The sequence below is a fragment of the Mesorhizobium sp. M2A.F.Ca.ET.043.02.1.1 genome (assembly GCF_003952405.1).
In the GTDB taxonomy this organism is placed as follows: Bacteria; Pseudomonadota; Alphaproteobacteria; order Rhizobiales; family Rhizobiaceae; genus Mesorhizobium.
In genome coordinates this window covers 5,732,361-5,748,616 of sequence record NZ_CP034445.1, presented here as the reverse complement: position 1 = coordinate 5,748,616, position 16,256 = coordinate 5,732,361, and the positions used below count along the sequence as shown (strand labels likewise).

The following is a 16,256-nucleotide window of genomic DNA, read 5'->3' as shown; positions in this document are numbered from 1 at the left end:
CACGGCGGACTCGTAACAACTTTGGCACGCGAAACCGGTCCGAAGCTTGCGGCCTCAGCCGAGCGGCACCACGCAGAGCGCATCATTGTCGAGGAAGGCCTGCACGGCCTTGCCGCGCGAGACGCCTTCCATCTCCTCGGCGGTCGTGTACCAGCCGTCGACGGCGAGCAGCTCGGCCTCGTTCTTGCGGCAGAAGATGCGCGCCGAAACATTGCCTTCCGAGCCGGCGATCGCGCGGCCGCGCAGCGTGCCATAGACATGGATCGAGCCGCCGGCGACGATTTCCGAGCCGGACGCGACCGAACCCAGCACGATGACGTCGCCATGCGGATGGAACACCGACTGTCCCGAGCGGATCGGCGCCTTGATCATCAGCGTGCCGGCGGAATGCCGCGGCGGCTCGGCGCCCGCGCTTGCGGCTTGCGCCGGTTCGATCCTGACCGCTTCGAGCCTCGCCAGATCGGGGTCGACCGGCTCGTCGGCGGACATCGCGATCTGCGGAACCTCGGCCGGCACCGCCTCCGCGACCAGCTGGATCTCTCCAGCGGCCTGAGCCTGCTCCCCGGCGACGACTTCCAATTCCTCGGCCCGCGCCTTGCGCGCGGCCCGGCCCAGCAGCCCCTCGGCGGTCGCCTCCTTGGCGCCGGCCAAGAGCGGCGGCAGCTCAGGCCCGAGCTCGGCGCCTTCCAGTTCGATGGCATAGACGCGGATGCCGCGCGAGCCGAGCACGCCGACCAGCGCGCCGATCTCCTCCGGTCCCGGCTGGAGGAGGTTGAGATCCAGCACCACCGGGCGACCGTTGAAATAGCCCGGCGAGTTGGCGATCCAGCGATCCAGTCCCTCCAGCCAGTCGGCGATCGGCGCCTCCGGCGTCAGCGTGAAAGCGACGAAGGAACGGGCGCGGAAGCGGATCGATTTGTTGTGCAGGGGGGCGGCGAAGGTCACGTCCAGGCGAATCCTTACTCAATGGTTAAAGGGTGCCGGGCGAATGGTTAACAAAAGGTTAATTTTGGGGATCAGGGCCGTTAAGGAAGTGGCGCGGCCAAGTTCTGTGGCCGCACGGTGACAGGGCCTGCCGATGCCGCTATCGTCTCACCCCAGCCTGGCGGAAAGCAAGGGAGATCATGTCATGGAGATCAGCAAGCCCGAGGACGCCGCGGCCGCCTTCGCCGTTGCCTGGAACAGACATGACATGGACGACTTCGCGGCGCTGTTTTGCGAGGACGCCAATTTCGTCAATGTCGTTGGCATGTGGTGGAAAGACCGGGCCGAGATCGAAGCGGCGCACCGCGCGACGCACAAGACCATGTTTCGCGACAGCCGGCTGGAGGGTGTCGCCGCGTCGGTCGTCGAGCTGTCTCCCGGCCTCGCATCGGTGCACTACAGATGGACCCTGACCGGCGCATCCGCCCCGGACGGCTCGCCCGCCGGAACGCGGGAAGGCATCCTGCTTCTGGTGGTGAAGAAGGAACAGCTTGGATGGCGGATCAAGGTGGCCCAGAACACCGACATCGTCCCAGGCGCGATCGCTCCCCCTGCCCGCGCAAGCCGATAGAGCGGCCAAGCCCGCTCGGGTCGCGCATGTGAAGCGGCTAATATACAGGCGATCTGCAGCCGAGCACCATCCCGCCCGGGACTTTCCACTCTTCAGGGACAAGGAGACGGGCAATGGGCATTTATCGGGAAGACTGCAGGCGAGCAGGCAAGGCAGGCACGGCACTGGCGGCGCTGATGCTGCTGGGAGGGTGCATGACGCACCAGCCGACAGGCATTGACGCATACCAGACGAGCGGCATCGACCAATGGCTGGCGACGGCCGACGCCGACAAGGTCGTCAACGCGATGGCCGCGAAGGGCCTGATGCCCGCCACCATCGACTGCCGCTTCGCCGACACCACGCCCGGACAGGTGGCCTACCTGTCGAAATTCACCTGGATGCGGGCGCCCGCCAACACACGCTACCACTGGGAAGTGGGCGATCCGGCCTATCTCGCGAGCAAGGAAGTGCGGGCCAACCGGGTGGGGTTGCGGCGCGTGGATGCGAAGGTGGTGCGGGATAGCGTTACCGGGCAGAAGGTTGGGTGCTCGGTTTGGGTGGGATAGGCGAATCCTACGAAACAGAACAATCGGAGCCGGTGGCTGGGGCGCTATAGCCGACGAGTGTCGGGCGAATTGCAGCGGTCAAGCCTCTCCCGCCGGGCTAGGCCAAAGGCCGGATCGCCGGCCCGTTGAGGACGGTTCCGTCTGGCGAGAACTGCGAGCCATGGCAGGGGCAATCCCAGCACTGCTCCGTGGAATTCCAATGCACGATGCAGCCCAGATGCGTGCAGCTCGCCGAATGCCGGTGCAGCGTTCCGTCGCAGTCGCGACATACGGCGAGCTTGCTCAAGCCGTCCTGAAGGATGCCGCCTTCACCAGGCTTGAGATCGTCAGCCGATTTGATCTCGCCGGGCAGCAAATAGCCAGCAAGGTTCTTCACCGTCGTGAGGTTCTCATTGACGTATTGCGCAAAGGCTGCGGGCGGCGTCCGGTCCGGGGCGTACACGGCTTCCCAGGGGTTCGATCCTTCCACGATCAAATCGCGGATCAGCAGTCCGGCCAATGCGCCGTGCGTCATGCCCTGTCCGGAGTCGCCGGTGGCGATGAAGACGTTGCCGTTGCCGGGGCTGCGGCCTATGAAGCCGCAATAGTCGATCGTATCGAGAACCTGACCGGACCATCTCGCTCTTTCTCTGCCAAGATCGGGCACCAATGCCCTGATCCAGGCTTCGAGCGCAGTAAAGCGAGCCTCGCCGTCATCGGCTTCGCCCGATTTGTGATCGCGGCCGCCGGCAATGAGACAGTCGGTCTCGCTGGGGCCGGGATTGAGTCGGACATAATAATAGGGATCGTCCATGTCCCAGTAGAGCGCGTCGGGAAGAATTCCCCTTTCAATGTCGAAAGCCATCGCATAGGTGCGGTAAGGCGCCATCTTGCTATGGATCTTTACCCAGGTGTTGATCGGCGAATTGGTGGCGAACACCGCGTTCGAAGCGGTGATGGTTGAGCCGCCGTCGCATTTCAGGCGAACCTGCGTTCCCTCCTCGATTTCGACGACGGCGCTATCGGTGAATGCCTTGCCGCCTCGCTTCTGGAAATCGGCGAGCAGCGCGCGAAGATATTTCAGCGGATGGAAAGTGGCCTGGTTCGGATAGCGCAGGATGGGCGCCTTTTCATGGCCCTTGAGCGCTACACCCTTGCCATGCTCAACCGCGACGCCGATCTTTGCCGCGGCGGCATATTCCTTGTTGCATTCTCTGGCGGCCTCTTTCTCATCCATCCAGGCGGCGGGGAAAAGGAAGCCGTCCAGCCGCCGGAAGTCGCAGTCGATCTCCAGCCTGCCGACATGCTGTTCGATACAGTCGACGGCGGCTTGCTGGCTTTCCTGAAATCCGCGCGCGAGGGCCTCGCCGCGCATCTTAACCAGAGCGCTCAAACCGTCATCGCAGATGGGCGCCAAATGGGCGGTCGTGCGGGAAGTCATGCCGCCGAGCAGAGGGCCGCGATCCACAAGCACCACCTTGCGACCTGCCAAGGCCAGCTCGTAGGCGACGGAAACTCCGGCGATGCCGGCTCCGATGACGGCCACGTCGCACTGCTCGTCCTGTTCGAGGCGGGGAGCGCTGGGGAAGCTGGTATCGAGCATCCAAAAAGATCTGGTCGCTTCGCCGCTGACGTTCATCGCATTTCTCACCGAGACGACATAAGCTCGCCTCATCGACCGATCTTGGCCACTGCGAGCGGGGGCCGTCGTTTCAAACTCCGTTCGACGCGGAATGTTCCTGAACCTGGACGACGCGCTAGCGCGGGTCTTTAAACTGGCGTGGCCATGAAACAGGCCTCGACCGGAATATTTGGCACTGGGGACTCGTTAGTTTCTCAGACGATGCCAGGTAAGGCAAAGTGGACATATCCGAAGATCTAACTCATTGTCGCCGCCAGACAGGCCGCGGCTTGCTCTGGCATAACCTCAAAGGGAACCAGAGATGACAACGGCTGTTTCGACCTTTTTCACAAGACGATGTGTCGTCGCAGGGCTGACGGTGGCCGCCGCATCGACCGCTGTATTGCCGGCCGACATGGCGCGCGCGCAGAACAAGCAAACCACGCCTGACAAAAGCCTGTACGAGCGGTTGGGGGGCGTGTTCGCCATCGCCGCGGTGGTGGATTACTTCAGCGACGCCGTAGTGAAGAATCCCATTGTCGGCAAGAAGTCCAAGAACCCACAGCTACGGAAATGGCACACCAAGAACCTTGAACGGCTCCCCGGCCTCAAATTCATGCGCACGCTGTGGGTCTGCGACGTTTCCGGCGGCCCCTATAAGTTCGTGGCCACGAGGCCCGGCGCGACGCCGCTCGGCCTCGAGGAGGCGCATCGCGACTTGCGGATCTCTCCGGCGGAATTCGACGAGGTCGCGGCGGAACTGGGGCGGACCCTAGACCACTTCAAGGTGCCGGAGGCCGAAAAGTCGGAGGTCCTGAAGGCCTTCGCTGCGCACAAGGACGAGGTTACCGCCGGCTTTGCCAAAAAGGGCTGACGCCAGACCGTCAGGCGCGTCTTTTTTGCCGATCTCGCGCCCAGCCCGGTGACGGGTTTGGATGGCGCTGTCTTCGCGCGGGCTCTTCGGTAAGCTCCGTGACTCGGAGGCTCCGGTTCCTCTATAGAATATCGCTTCCCGCCCCGGAGCCTTCGCATGTCCGCCTCCCTCATCGCCGCTTTGCGCGCCGCCCTGCCCTCCACCACCATCTGGGACGCCGCCGAGCTCGCCTCGCGCGATCCCGGCTTCGATGCCCGCAATTTCGGCGCTTCGGCGCTGGTGCGGCCGCGTGATGTCGAGGGCGTCGCGGCGCTGGTGCGGTTTTGCGCGGAGCGTGGCATCAGCCTTGTCGCCCAAGGCGGGCGCACGGGGCTGGCGGGCGGGGCAGCGACTTCCCAAGGGCAGATCATCTGCGATCTCGGCGGGCTTGCCCAAATCGAGGAGATCGATCCGTTCGCGCGGGTGGCGATCGTGCAGGCGGGGGTGACGCTGGGGGCGCTGCGGGAGGCGGCGGCGGCGCATGGGCTCGACCCGGGCATCGATCTTGCGGCGCGCGGCAGCGCCACGATCGGCGGCATGGTTTCCACCAATGCCGGCGGCATCATGGCGTTTCGCAACGGCACGATGCGCCACCGCGTGCTCGGCCTTGAAGCCGTGTTGCCGGACGGGCGGGTGTTTTCCGACCTCACAAGGGTGCTCAAGACCAGCGCCGGCTATGATCTAAAACATCTCTTCATTGGCGCGGAGGGCACGCTTGGGATGGTCACGCGCGTGGCGGTGCGGCTCGACCCGGTGGCAGGCGCCAGCGCCACGGCGCTGGTCGGCGTGCCGGATGCGGCAAGCGCCCAGCGCATCGTGCGGCATTTTCTGGGCTCGACCAGCGCGCGGCTCAGCGCCGCCGAGATCCTGTGGCGCAATTTCGCCTCGCTGATGCAGCGGGGGCTGGGCTATGCGCCCGGGCAGCTGCCGCTCGATGCGCCCTGCCTACTGGTGCTGGGGCTCAGCGCGGACAGTGTCGAGGCGGCCAGAGGGGTGTTTGAGGACGGGCTGGCGGCGATCTGGGAAGAGGCCGGCATCATCGACGGGCTGGTCGCGAGCTCCGAGGCGCAAGCCGCCCAGATGTGGCGGCTGCGCGAGGAGACAGTTGAGATCGAGCGCGCGCACCCGATGGCGCCCTCCTTCGACGTGTCGGTGCCGGGCGGCGCGCTGGACGCCTATGTGGCGCGCATCGAGGCCGGGCTGAAGCGGATCGACGCCGCCTACGCGCCCTATGTCTACGGCCATCTCGCCGACGGCAATCTGCACATCTCGATCAATTGCGACGGCCCGCTTCCGCATGAGCGGCACGCGGCGATCGAGGACGTGCTTTACCAGGGCCTGCGCGAAGCCGGCGGCTCGTTCTCGGCCGAGCATGGCGTCGGGCTGGAGAAGCGCGAGGCGTATGAGCGCTACGCCGACCCAGTGAAGCGGGATTTGGCGAAGGCGATCAAGGCGCTGATCGATCCGGGTCATGTGATGAATCCGGGGAAGGTCGTGGGGTGAGATCGGTGGGCTAGCCTTGAGATGCGGGCGGGAGAGCGCCCCCTCTGGCCTGCCGGCTTTCGTCGCTCGAAAGCAATCAGGACAGAGGGGTGTGGCGGAACGCGGCGCTGCCCTCTTTTCTTGGCCCCCACGAATGTGGCCAGGGGATGCACACATCTTCTGTGACGGGCGTGACTGATCAGGCCTCGGCTCGATTGCCAGGTGGTTCCCCCAATCCGTCGCTGCTTCGCAGCGCCACCTTTCCCCTCCTCCGGAGGGAAAGGAAGGGAGCGTTGCTGGACGAGCGTTGACGGCAAAAAGCTTGGCGCCTTCCTCTACCCCGTCGATCGGGGGAGAGGTGGCTCGGCGAAGCCGAAACGGAGAGGGGGAGCGCCGACGTAAGGATGCTGAGCGAGCCCGCCGGCGCCGCAGGCCCCCTCTCCGGCCGCTTCGCGGCCACCGTTCCGGCCACGGGTCTCGCCCGTCGTTCGGACCCCCCGCCGCTGGCGGAGGCGAGGAAAAGCGTTGGCCCTACTCGCACTGGCGGCGCGGGCCGCCGTCGAAGGGTTGGTAGGTGTTGTCGCGCGGATCGTAGGAGCGGTAGCGGCTGAAGCAATAGTCGATATGGTCGGCCGAGACCGGCCGGCTGGAGGCCTGGGCGGCCTCCGCCTCCGGCGACATCTCCTCCGGCGGGCCGCCATAGGTTGTGGCGTAGCCGTCGCCGAACGGGGCATAGCCCTGCATCTCGGCCTGGTCGTCGCTCGTCTCGTTGATCCCGTCGCCGGCCGTGGCGGCCTGCCGGTCGTTCGCGCCCTGATCGCTGGTCTGATCGCTTTGGCCGGTCGAGGCGGTGCGGTCGCCGGGATCGTAATAGGGCGAGATGCAGGGGCGCAGCTCGCCGCTGTAGGAACGGTAGCTGTTTTCGTCCGGGCGGTAGCTGCGGTAGCGCGTCGCGCACCATTGCAGATGGGCGACGGGCAATTGTTGCTGAGCCTGCTGATCGGCCGGCGCCGGCTGCTGGGCCGCGTTGGCGGCCGGCGCGGGCTGGATGGGAGCGGAAACGTCCGGCAATGGCTGCAGCTTCGGCTGTGCGGTCGCCGCCGGCGCCGCGAGCTGGGTGGCGCCAGCCGCCTTGGCTGGTTCGCCCGGGGTCGGCTCGCCGCCCGCCTTGGCGGACGCGGCCTGCTGGGCGGGAATGCGCTCGAGATTCTGCTTCTGCGGATCGACCGGCTGCGCGTCCTTCGTCCAGAGCTCGGAAACGCCGATCGTGGGGGTTGCCTGGCGCACCGGCTTGGCGGCCAGCATCCAGGTGGCGAAGGCAAGCCCGCTGGCGAACACGGCCAAGGTCAGCACGAACCCACCGGCAATTCCCAACAAAGCCTTCACGCGGCGCTCCTTCAGTCCCCGCTCATAGAATGCGGGGCGCGAGATGGAGTTCCTTCTGCTGCGCAATGGGGGCCAAAGTCGGGCGGGCAAGCGCCGTCGCCGGACGCCGGCAAGACAGATACGGCGTCAGTCCTGGCCAACCACTTCCTTGTATTCCCGCACCTTGCCGTCCTGGCCTCTGATCAGCCAGGTGTCACCGTCGCGGCCCTCGATATGGCTCGCCGCCAGCGGCACCTTGCCGCCGCCGTCCGGCAGGTCGATGACATAGGTCGGGATGCAGATGCCGGAGAGCCGCCGGCGCAGTTCCGCCACCAGCGCCTGGCCCTCGGCGATCGTTGTGCGACGGTGCGCCATGCCGCGCGCGAGGTCGCCGTGGTGCAGGTAATAGGGTTTCACGCCGAGACGGTACATCAGCTCGCGGCAGAGCTCCTCCAGCACCTCGACCTTATCGTTGACGCCTTTCAGCAAAACGCTCTGGTTGAGCAGCACGAAACCCGCCTGCCGCATCGCGCGGCAAGCTTCCTCCGTGGCCTGTGTGATTTCCCGCGCGTGGTTGAAGTGCGTGACCACGCTCACCATCAGCCGGCCCTGCAGCGCCTCGACCAGGCCGGGCGTGATGCGCGACGGCAGCGCCACCGGCACGCGGGTGTGGATGCGCAGGAGCCTCAGATGCGGGATCGCCTCCAGGCGGGCGCGGATCTCGGCCAACGCCTTGTCGGGCAGCGACAGCGGATCACCGCCGGTCAGGATCACCTCGCGGATTTCGGGATGCCCGGCGATATAGGCCAGCGCCGGCTCCAGGGCTTCCCGCGTATAGCCGCGGCCGATCGAGGTCAGCGACTCCTTCCTGAAGCAGAAACGGCAATAGACCGCGCATTGATAGGTGGGGAACAGAAGCACGCGGTCGGCATGGCGGTGCGTCAGCCTGGGCGCCGGGCTGAAGGCATGGTCGCCGATCGGGTCGTCGAGCTCGCCCTCGGCGGCGACCAGCTCGTCGGGCGAAGGGATCACCTGGGCGCGGATCGGATCGTCCGGGTCGTTCCAGTCGATCAGGTCGAGATAGGGTTTTGGCACGCGCACCTTGTGGGCCGCGGCGGCCTCCTGCGCGGCGGCGCGCTCGGCCGGCGAGAGCGGCAGCGGGGCAAGGTCGCGCACATGGCGCACGCCGGCGCGGACATCGTCCTGCCAGGCGGCGTCGGCGGCCGGTTGTTTGAGATCGGTAGTCATGGACATCCCGGAACAGATTTGCGCGGGATATCGGATGGATGGCGCACGGCGTCAACCGCACGGTTGACGCAGAGCCAAGCACGCTAGCCGGCCGCGTCTCATTCCTTCGCGCTGGGCATAGCAATCCCTCACCCGCCAAACTTCGCTATCGCCGCCTCCGTCACCGGCGTGAAGAAGTTCACCAGATTGCCGTTGGGATCGCGAAACAGTAGCGAGCGGTTGCCCCAGGGCATTGTGGTCGGCGCCTGCACCAGCGCTTCGCCCAGACTCCCGGCAAGCCTGCGGTATTCCTCATCGACATCGGCCACGCGGAACTCGATGATGGCGGTGCGATTTGCCGCCGGGCTTGCCACGTGGTCGCCGCCGAAGAGCGCAAGCGTGCGCGTGCTGCCGATCGCCAGCGTGCCCGCTTCCGTGACCAGCTCGGCGAAGTCCTCGGTGTAGAGCGTGAGCTTCATGCCCGTGACTGTCTCGTAGAAGGCGACGAGCCGCTTGACGTCGGCGGTGATGATGCGGGTCGAAACGAAATTCATCTGGTCTTCTCCGTCGGCTGGCCGACGAAGAGATCTTCGCGGCTGGGCGCGCCCGTTCAGGAGCCCTGCCCCGGCTTGTGGACCAGGCCTGCTGCCAGCATAGTGGCAACAGGAGACTTGCCTTGCGCCGCGCCGACAGACTGTTCCAGATCATCCAGATCCTGCGGCGCTCGAGCCGGCCGATCACCGCCAGCCGGATCGCCGAGGAGCTCGAGACCTCGCGCCGGTCGGTCTATCGCGACATCGCCGACCTCATCGGACAGCGCGTGCCGATCCGGGGCGAGGCCGGCCTCGGCTATGTGCTCGACCGCGACTACGACATGCCGCCGCTGATGCTGACGCCGGACGAGCTGGAGGCGGCGGTGCTCGGCGCGCAATGGGTGGCCGACAAGGGCGACCCCGTTCTGGCGGGCGCGGCGCGCGACCTGATCGCCAAGATCGCCACCGTCGTGCCCGAGCGGCTGCGCCCCTTCGTCAGCAATCCAACCGTCGGCGCGCCGCTCAGCCGCGCGAGCCTGCCGGACGGGCTGGATATCGCCAAGGCGCGGGCTTCGATCCGCAAGGGCCACAAGATCCGGATCCGCTACCGCAACGAACAGGGCGACGAGAGCGAGCGCGTGATCTGGCCGACCATGATCGGCTATGCCGAGACGGTGCGGCTGCTTGCCGCCTGGTGCGAGCTGCGCCAGAATTTCCGCCATTTCCGCACCGACCGCGTCAGCGCGGCGGAGTTCCTCGACGAGCGCATCGGCTGCCGGCCGGGAGAGCTGCGCAACCGCTGGAAGCGGCATATGGAGGCGCAGGGGCTGCGCTTGCCTTAGCTCGCGGCGTAGGCGGCCACAGAGGGTTTGCATTCCTTCGCGCCCCCTTCTGTTCTTGGACATCTCCCCACTTGGGGGGAGATCGGATGTCGCGCCGGGTTTCGCCAATCGCCGATGTAATAAGGGAGGGCCGGCGCTGAAGCTGCCAATCTCCCCCCTTGTGGGGGAGATGTCCGGCAGGACAGATGGGGGGCGCCGTGGAGCGCGACCTCACTCGCTTGCCAGGCCCCATCGACTTTCGCCGCATCGACCAGCGCCCTCTTTTCATGCAATCTCCCTCGGCGGCGATCATGGGGAGATGACCGCCGCCAAAGGGAGGATTGCCATGACCGATATGCCGGCGGCGCTGCCGCTCTATGAGGATGCCGTCGAGCGCTTCCGCATCGAGGACGAGATCGCGCGGCTGCATGGCGATCCGGCCACCGGGATCAACGCCTATGTCGAATGCTGCGGCCGCTATACTGGCGAGAACCGGTTGGCGCTGCGCGCGATCTCGGCCGGCGGCGAATTGCGCGAATATTCCTTCGACGACCTCGCCGACATGTCGGGCCGTGTCGGCACCTTGCTCAAAAGTCTCGGCGTCGGCCCTGGCGATGTCGTGGCCGGCATGCTGCCGCGCATCCCCGAGCTTGTGGCGCTGATCCTCGGCACATGGCGGATCGGCGCCGTCTATCAGCCGCTGTTCACCGCCTTCGGACCGAAGGCGATCGAGCATCGCCTGAGCTACAGCAAGGCGAAGCTGGTGGTGACCAATCTCGCCAACCGCGGCAAGCTCGAGGAGGTGGAGAACCATCCGCGCATTGCCACCATCCTCGGCCCCGGCGAGATGCCTGCAGGCGACATCGATTTCCGGGCGGCGCTCGCCGCCGCCTCCCCCGACTGCGAGCCGGTGATGCGCAAGGGCTCGGACCTGTTCATGATGATGTCGACCTCCGGCACCACCGGGCACCCGAAAGGCGTGCCGGTGCCGCTCAGCGCGCTTCTTGCCTTCGGCGCCTATATGCGCGACGCGATCGGGCTTCGCCCCGACGACGTCTTCTGGAACATCGCCGATCCCGGCTGGGCCTACGGGCTCTACTACGCCATCACCGGGCCCTTGCTGCTCGGCATCGCCACCACCTTCTACGAAGGCGCCTTCAACGCCAAATCGACCTACGACATCATCGAGCGGCTGGGCGTCACGAGCCTTGCCGGCTCGCCGACGGCCTATCGCCTGCTGCTGGCGGAAGGGCCCGAGGCCGCGGCCCGCGTCAAAGGAAAGCTGCGCGTGGTGAGCAGCGCCGGCGAGCCGCTCAACCCGGAAGTAATCCGCTGGTTCGCCGCCCATCTCGCCGCGCCCATCCACGACCATTACGGCCAGACCGAGAACGGCATGATGGTCAACAACCATCACGGGCTCAAGCATCCGGTACGCCCGGGCTCGGCCGGTTTCGCCATGCCGGGCTACCGCATGGTGGTGCTTGACGAGGCGGGCAACGAGCTCGGCCCCAACCAGCCGGGCGTGCTTGCCGTCGACATCGCCAACTCGCCGCTGCGCTGGTTCGACGGCTACCACCAGGCGGAGACGCCGGCGATTGCCGGAGGCTATTATCGCACCGGCGACACGGTGGAGTACGAGCCGGACGGCTCGGTCTCCTTTATCGGCCGGGCCGACGACGTCATCACCTCTTCCGGCTACCGCATCGGGCCTTTCGATGTCGAAAGCGCGCTGATCGAGCACCCGGCGGTCAACGAGGCGGCGGTGGTCGGCGTGCCCGATCCGCAGCGCACCGAAATCGTCAAGGCCTTCGTGGTGCTGGCGCCCGCTTACAAAGGCAGCGAGGCGCTGGCCGAGGAACTCGCCCAGCATGTGAAGAAGCGGTTGTCGGCACATTCCTATCCGCGCGAGGTCGAGTTCGTGAGCGAGCTGCCGAAGACGCCGAGCGGCAAGATCCAGCGATTCCTGTTGCGCAAGGCCGAGGTGGAGAAACGCAAGGCATAAGGCGCAGAGGCGGGAACTGCTGATCTCCCCTCTTGGGGGGAGATGTCCGGCAGGACAGAGGGGGGCGCTGTCCCGCCGACGTATCGGTACTTCGATCGGCCCGTCCCAGCGCTTCGTCATCCTCGGCCTTGACCCGAGGATCCATGCCGCGACCTTCTCCGGAGGACGCAGCGGAGCAGAATTCTGAACCGTTGCAACACCTTAGCGTCACGGCATGGATCCTAGGGTCTGCGCTGCGTCGCTTCGCTCCTTGCTTCGCCCTAGGATGACGACCTCAATGGTTTGCGTTCTTTCGCGCCCCCCTCTGCCCTGCCGGGCATCTCCCCCACGAGGGGGGAGATTGGCAGCTTCAGCGGCAGCGCCTAAGTCTTTTTTTAGCCCAATCTTGCCTGCAAGACATGCATACGGTTTTGGGCGAAACGGGGCACATCATGCGGCTGGTCTTGACACTTCTCCTCGCGCTGGCGGGCAGCGCGGCGCTCGCGGCCTCGCCGGAAGACGATTATATCGCGGCGCGCGACAAGGCGATCGCCGACATCACCGCGCAGGAAAGCGCCAACACGGCCATCGAAACCATCGACGCGCAGAACGAGAAGGCGCTGGCCGACCTGAAGCAGCGTCTCGCCGCCATTCTCGGCCCGCTTTCAGTCAAGGGTTTTCCGGCGACAGGCACCAACAACATCGAAAGCCTCAACGCCTCCGATATCGGCTACGGCATGCTCGACGGGCTGCGCTATGCCCAGAGCGACGACGGCCCGAGCATCGTCGTCTCGACGCGCGGGCTGACCGAGCGCTGGCTCAAGTCCAAATCGACCGAGGCGGAAGCGGATTTCAAGCTGCCCACCGATATCGGCGCGGCGCTGAAGCTCGACAGCTTCTACACCCAGGCCATCGGCAGCGACGCCGCCTTCTCCGGCACGCTCGACTTTCCGCTGAAGAAGCCCGACGGCGCCGACATGGTGGTGGCCCGGCTCGGCGGCTGGACGCAGGATGTCGGGCCGATCTACGAGCAGCATATCGTGGTGGCGGTCGTCAAAGGCGACCGCGTGCTGATTGCCGAGGCGCCCGCCTCGCCCGCCGTGCCGAAGATCGCGGCCTGCGATTCGATCTGGGCAGCCGCCGACGCGGCCGCGCAGAAAGCCCAGCAGGGCAACGAGGGCTCGGATCAGGACGACCCGCAGGCTTCCGATCCCGCCAACGCCGCCTGGGAAAAGGGCGATGCCGACTACCGCGCCTGCATGGCTGAGCGTCTGCCCGGCGATCCGTCCTTCCCGGCGCTGCTCAAGCAGGCGCAGGACCTTGCCGACGGCATGACGGGCAAGTAGCCCGCCACAGCAGTTCCAGGCGCGGCGGTTTTCTCAGCCCGCGTTGGCTCGCAAGTTCCGCCGCGGAACACGCCGCGCGGCCGGGCGTGCCGCTTCCGCGATGATCCCGTTGGCCTGAGGCGCGGCATCCTTGCGCGACCTTGCGTCGGTCACCCGATGCAGCCGCTCGTAAGGCAGCAATTCCCGGATGCGCGCATTGAGCGCTTCGACCTCGGCGTGCAGATCCTCGCATTCCTGCTTCTGGATATCGAGCTGGATCTGCTCGGACGCCTGCTGCAACGAAAGCTGTGAGAGATTAGTGCTGACCTCCGACAAATTCTTCTTGTCGGCTTCGCTCTCTTCCCTGAGAACGGCGAGCCTTTCCTCGGCGATCTGGCGTTCGGTGACGGCATCGTTCAACTGCCCCTTGAGCCTGGTGATTTCGGCCGAGGCTTCGCCATTGTCGGTCGAGACCTTGTCCAGGCGCGACTGCAGCTCCTGCATTTCGGCGCGCAAACCACGCATCTCGGCCTGGCTGCGCGCCAATTCGGCGGCGCTGTCGCTTTCGGCGATCCGCGCCGCCTCGGCTGTTTCGGCGAGCCTGGCCTGGGTTGCCTCCAGCGCCTTCTGCAGCCGGGTTTCTTCCTTTTCGTGGTTGCCGATCTGAGCCATCAGCTCGGCAATATGGGCGGTTTCGCTGGCGTGGGTTGCCGCGAACTCGTCGAACTTGTGGCGGGCCTCAGCCTCGCGTTTTTGCGCCTGCTCCAGGTCGACCGTGAGGCCGACCTGCTTCTCGCGCAGCAGCTTGTTCTCGGCGCCGCGCCTGTCGACTTCGACGGTCTTAGCGGTCAAGGCTTTGACGATCTCACCGAACTCCGTCTCGCGCCTGGCGTTCTCATTGCTCATCTCCACCAGTTCCAGGCGCACGGCCGCCAGCGCCGAGCGCAACTGCTCGCGGTCCTGGACGAGGCTCGCCTCGCGCTGTTGCCAGGCCTCGGCCGCGCCGTCGCGCTCGCGCTGCTTGCGGGCGGCGTCAAGCAATTGTTCCGAAAGCGTTTTGTGTTCGGCGGTAAGAGCTAGATTTGCCAGCTCCAGCTCGTTGGAGCGCAACACGTCGCGGTGGAAGACGTTGAGGACCTCGCGCGTCATGTGATGGGCGGTGGCGATCTCCGCCAGCTTCGCCTCGATCTCCTGCAGATGGCCCTGCCCATCGCGGAATGCTTCCGCCAGATCCGATTGGAGTTCCTGAAATTCCTTATCGACGTCCTCGGCCCGCTTGATCAGAGACTTGAAATTCATCACCGCACATCCCTTACTCACGCCCCACGCGTACTTAACGAATTGCTAATCTAGCCCTTTACCTTCCTTTCGGGAAGCCTATGCAACCGAAACCGAAATTAAGGTTATCGCCGGTCGCAATCTTATGCGGAACCGCTTCCAGGTGATCTGCCTGCCGGGCATAACATATGTTAACTTCATCTCGCGATGGATGCTGAAATTCGCCGCTGTAAAAGGGAGAAGGCACCGAGCTGCTTGGCATCATTCATCGAGCTGTTTGGCATCATTCATATGGCGGATACGAAGACTTTGCGACGGAACAGAGAAGCGCCGTTCGTCAACTTTCTCTCTGCGCGCCGCCCCTGACGACCGCGCCGCGGATCCGACTGCCGTGGCTGTCATGGAAGATTGCGCGGGAGGCGCATCGGACGACCTCCCGCGTCTCTGCATCAACTCTTGATGTCGATGCGCCTGACTTGCGACTGCGCCTTCTCGCTCTTCGGCAAGGTGACAGTCAGCACGCCATTCCTGAAGCGCGCCTCCACCTCGTCTTCCTTGACCTCGTAGCCGACCGGGATGCGGCGCTCGAAGCGGCCATAGTACCGCTCCGAGAATTGCCTATCCTTGTCATCGGTCTCCGAGCGCTTCTCGCCTCGCAGAGTCAGAACGCCGTCGTCGAACAGGACTTCGATATCTTTCTGTTCAAGGCCCGGCACCTCGGCCATCACCTTGATCTCCTTCTCGCCGTTGGAGATCTCGACGCTCGGCCAACCAGAGCCGAGGGCGGAGACACCGCCAAAAGACGGCAACCGGCTGTCGAAGCCGCGGAAAACATCGTCGAACAGGCGGTTGACCTCACGATGCAGCGACAGGAAGGGATCGCGTTCGCCGTCGCGGAACAGGCTTGGAACCTGGTTGCCGTTGCTCCGGCCCCAGGGAATCAGGTCACGGACACTCATGGTTTCCTCCTTTCTGCTCATCGGTCTGAAAGGCTTCCTGTTGCGCCGGGCCATGTGCCCGGCGCGTTGCGCGGGGGCGCTGACAGGAAGGCCTCAGGCCGCGTGCTTCTCGGCTTCGATCTTCTTCGTCGCGCCTTTTGGCATCGCCTTGTCGGCTGCGATCTCGATCCGGCGCGGTTTCATCTCTTCGGGAATTTCACGCTTCAGATCGATGGTCAGCAGGCCATTGACCAGGCTGGCGCCGACGACTTTGACATGGTCGGCAAGCTCGAAACGGCGCTGGAATGCGCGACCGGCGATGCCTCGATGCAGGTACTCACCCTTATCCTCGCCGGCTTTCTGGCCCGAGACCATGAGCATGTTCTGCTCCTGGGTAATGTCCAGTTCGTCCTGCGCGAAGCCTGCCACCGCCATGCTGATGCGGTAGTCATCTTCCGAGGTCTTGGCGATGTCGTAGGGTGGCCAATTGTCGACGGTTTCGATCCGGCTCGCCGTTTCGAGCGCGTTCAACATTCGATCGAAACCGATGCTCGACCGGAACAGGGGAGTGAAGTCAAAGCTGGTTCTCATAGCTACATCCTCCATTGAGCAACATAGATACGAGGAGCGCCAAGGAAGCGGCGCTCCTTGACCCTTGCCGGTCTCTCAAAGCACCGGCAAAATCCATCT

The 16,256-nt window shown here is 65.4% G+C and carries 15 protein-coding genes; 7 read left to right on the top strand and 8 right to left on the bottom strand.

What is annotated here, in order from left to right; all coding sequences use genetic code 11:
• Positions 1 to 54 precede the first annotated feature (54 nt).
• Positions 55 to 945, bottom strand: a complete 891-nt coding sequence (gene minC / locus EJ068_RS27370) for a septum site-determining protein MinC (RefSeq protein ID WP_127253269.1) — start codon at positions 943 to 945, stop codon at positions 55 to 57.
• Between the two features lie 184 nt (positions 946 to 1,129).
• On the opposite strand from minC, the gene EJ068_RS27365 reads away from it, so the two are divergent.
• Together EJ068_RS27365 and EJ068_RS27360 are read left to right on the top strand one after the other, a co-directional pair.
• Positions 1,130 to 1,555 (top strand): SgcJ/EcaC family oxidoreductase, encoded by a 426-nt coding sequence (locus EJ068_RS27365; RefSeq protein ID WP_128315414.1) that lies wholly within the window; start codon positions 1,130 to 1,132, stop codon positions 1,553 to 1,555.
• 113 nt (positions 1,556 to 1,668) lie between these two features.
• A complete protein-coding gene (locus tag EJ068_RS27360; protein ID WP_127253273.1) occupies positions 1,669 to 2,103 on the top strand; it encodes a hypothetical protein in 435 nt (144 codons plus the stop codon).
• Positions 2,104 to 2,200: 97 nt separating this feature from the next.
• On the opposite strand, the gene EJ068_RS27355 is transcribed toward EJ068_RS27360, so the two are convergent.
• Entirely contained in the window at positions 2,201 to 3,685 is a 1,485-nt protein-coding gene (locus EJ068_RS27355; RefSeq protein WP_348526950.1) for an FAD-dependent oxidoreductase, read from the bottom strand.
• Between the two features lie 340 nt (positions 3,686 to 4,025).
• Here EJ068_RS27355 and EJ068_RS27350 point away from each other — a divergent pair, with 340 nt between their 5' ends.
• Together EJ068_RS27350 and EJ068_RS27345 are read left to right on the top strand one after the other, a co-directional pair.
• On the top strand, positions 4,026 to 4,577 hold the full coding sequence (locus tag EJ068_RS27350; RefSeq protein ID WP_126078107.1) for a group 1 truncated hemoglobin: 552 nt from the start codon (positions 4,026 to 4,028) through the stop codon (positions 4,575 to 4,577).
• A 156-nt stretch (positions 4,578 to 4,733) separates the two neighbouring features.
• Positions 4,734 to 6,119, top strand: coding sequence for an FAD-binding oxidoreductase (locus EJ068_RS27345; protein WP_129554935.1), 1,386 nt, complete (start codon positions 4,734 to 4,736; stop codon positions 6,117 to 6,119).
• Positions 6,120 to 6,629: 510 nt separating this feature from the next.
• Here EJ068_RS27345 and EJ068_RS27340 read toward each other — a convergent pair.
• From EJ068_RS27340 to EJ068_RS27330, 3 genes are all read right to left on the bottom strand, one after another.
• Positions 6,630 to 7,484 (bottom strand): BA14K family protein, encoded by an 855-nt coding sequence (locus EJ068_RS27340; protein ID WP_245463241.1) that lies wholly within the window; start codon positions 7,482 to 7,484, stop codon positions 6,630 to 6,632.
• A gap of 126 nt (positions 7,485 to 7,610) precedes the next feature.
• Positions 7,611 to 8,711 (bottom strand): KamA family radical SAM protein, encoded by a 1,101-nt coding sequence (locus EJ068_RS27335; protein WP_189342747.1) that lies wholly within the window; start codon positions 8,709 to 8,711, stop codon positions 7,611 to 7,613.
• Positions 8,712 to 8,839: 128 nt separating this feature from the next.
• The gene (locus EJ068_RS27330) at positions 8,840 to 9,244 is read right to left on the bottom strand and encodes a VOC family protein (RefSeq protein WP_126078111.1); all 405 of its coding nucleotides are present in this window, start codon (positions 9,242 to 9,244) and stop codon (positions 8,840 to 8,842) included.
• A 122-nt stretch (positions 9,245 to 9,366) separates the two neighbouring features.
• On the opposite strand from EJ068_RS27330, the gene EJ068_RS27325 reads away from it, so the two are divergent.
• From EJ068_RS27325 to EJ068_RS27315, 3 genes are all read left to right on the top strand, one after another.
• A complete protein-coding gene (locus tag EJ068_RS27325; RefSeq protein ID WP_126078112.1) occupies positions 9,367 to 10,065 on the top strand; it encodes a YafY family protein in 699 nt (232 codons plus the stop codon).
• A 325-nt stretch (positions 10,066 to 10,390) separates the two neighbouring features.
• Positions 10,391 to 12,046, top strand: a complete 1,656-nt coding sequence (locus EJ068_RS27320; RefSeq protein ID WP_127252257.1) for an acyl-CoA synthetase — start codon at positions 10,391 to 10,393, stop codon at positions 12,044 to 12,046.
• Positions 12,047 to 12,477: 431 nt separating this feature from the next.
• Entirely contained in the window at positions 12,478 to 13,371 is an 894-nt protein-coding gene (locus EJ068_RS27315) for a hypothetical protein (RefSeq protein ID WP_127252256.1), read from the top strand.
• A 33-nt stretch (positions 13,372 to 13,404) separates the two neighbouring features.
• On the opposite strand, the gene EJ068_RS27310 is transcribed toward EJ068_RS27315, so the two are convergent.
• From EJ068_RS27310 to EJ068_RS27300, 3 genes are all read right to left on the bottom strand, one after another.
• A complete protein-coding gene (locus EJ068_RS27310) occupies positions 13,405 to 14,649 on the bottom strand; it encodes a hypothetical protein (protein ID WP_129554934.1) in 1,245 nt (414 codons plus the stop codon).
• Between the two features lie 428 nt (positions 14,650 to 15,077).
• The gene (locus tag EJ068_RS27305) at positions 15,078 to 15,587 is read right to left on the bottom strand and encodes an Hsp20/alpha crystallin family protein (RefSeq protein ID WP_127252254.1); all 510 of its coding nucleotides are present in this window, start codon (positions 15,585 to 15,587) and stop codon (positions 15,078 to 15,080) included.
• Positions 15,588 to 15,680: 93 nt separating this feature from the next.
• Positions 15,681 to 16,157: an Hsp20 family protein gene (locus EJ068_RS27300; RefSeq protein ID WP_126061666.1), complete on the bottom strand. Its 477-nt coding sequence runs from the start codon at positions 16,155 to 16,157 to the stop codon at positions 15,681 to 15,683.
• Between the last annotated feature and the right edge of the window lie 99 nt (positions 16,158 to 16,256).

Excerpts from the sequence above, each read along its gene's own strand:
- EJ068_RS27365 (WP_128315414.1), top strand. The coding sequence starts at position 1,130 with ATGGAGATCAGCAAGCCCGAGGACGCCGCGGCCGCCTTCGCCGTTGCC.
- EJ068_RS27360 (WP_127253273.1), top strand. The coding sequence starts at position 1,669 with ATGGGCATTTATCGGGAAGACTGCAGGCGAGCAGGCAAGGCAGGCACG.
- EJ068_RS27355 (WP_348526950.1), bottom strand. The coding sequence starts at position 3,685 with ATGCTCGATACCAGCTTCCCCAGCGCTCCCCGCCTCGAACAGGACGAG.
- EJ068_RS27350 (WP_126078107.1), top strand. The coding sequence starts at position 4,026 with ATGACAACGGCTGTTTCGACCTTTTTCACAAGACGATGTGTCGTCGCA.
- EJ068_RS27345 (WP_129554935.1), top strand. The coding sequence starts at position 4,734 with ATGTCCGCCTCCCTCATCGCCGCTTTGCGCGCCGCCCTGCCCTCCACC.
- EJ068_RS27335 (WP_189342747.1), bottom strand. The coding sequence starts at position 8,711 with ATGACTACCGATCTCAAACAACCGGCCGCCGACGCCGCCTGGCAGGAC.
- EJ068_RS27330 (WP_126078111.1), bottom strand. The coding sequence starts at position 9,244 with ATGAATTTCGTTTCGACCCGCATCATCACCGCCGACGTCAAGCGGCTC.
- EJ068_RS27320 (WP_127252257.1), top strand. The coding sequence starts at position 10,391 with ATGACCGATATGCCGGCGGCGCTGCCGCTCTATGAGGATGCCGTCGAG.
- EJ068_RS27315 (WP_127252256.1), top strand. The coding sequence starts at position 12,478 with ATGCGGCTGGTCTTGACACTTCTCCTCGCGCTGGCGGGCAGCGCGGCG.
- EJ068_RS27310 (WP_129554934.1), bottom strand. The coding sequence starts at position 14,649 with ATGAATTTCAAGTCTCTGATCAAGCGGGCCGAGGACGTCGATAAGGAA.
- EJ068_RS27305 (WP_127252254.1), bottom strand. The coding sequence starts at position 15,587 with ATGAGTGTCCGTGACCTGATTCCCTGGGGCCGGAGCAACGGCAACCAG.
- EJ068_RS27300 (WP_126061666.1), bottom strand. The coding sequence starts at position 16,157 with ATGAGAACCAGCTTTGACTTCACTCCCCTGTTCCGGTCGAGCATCGGT.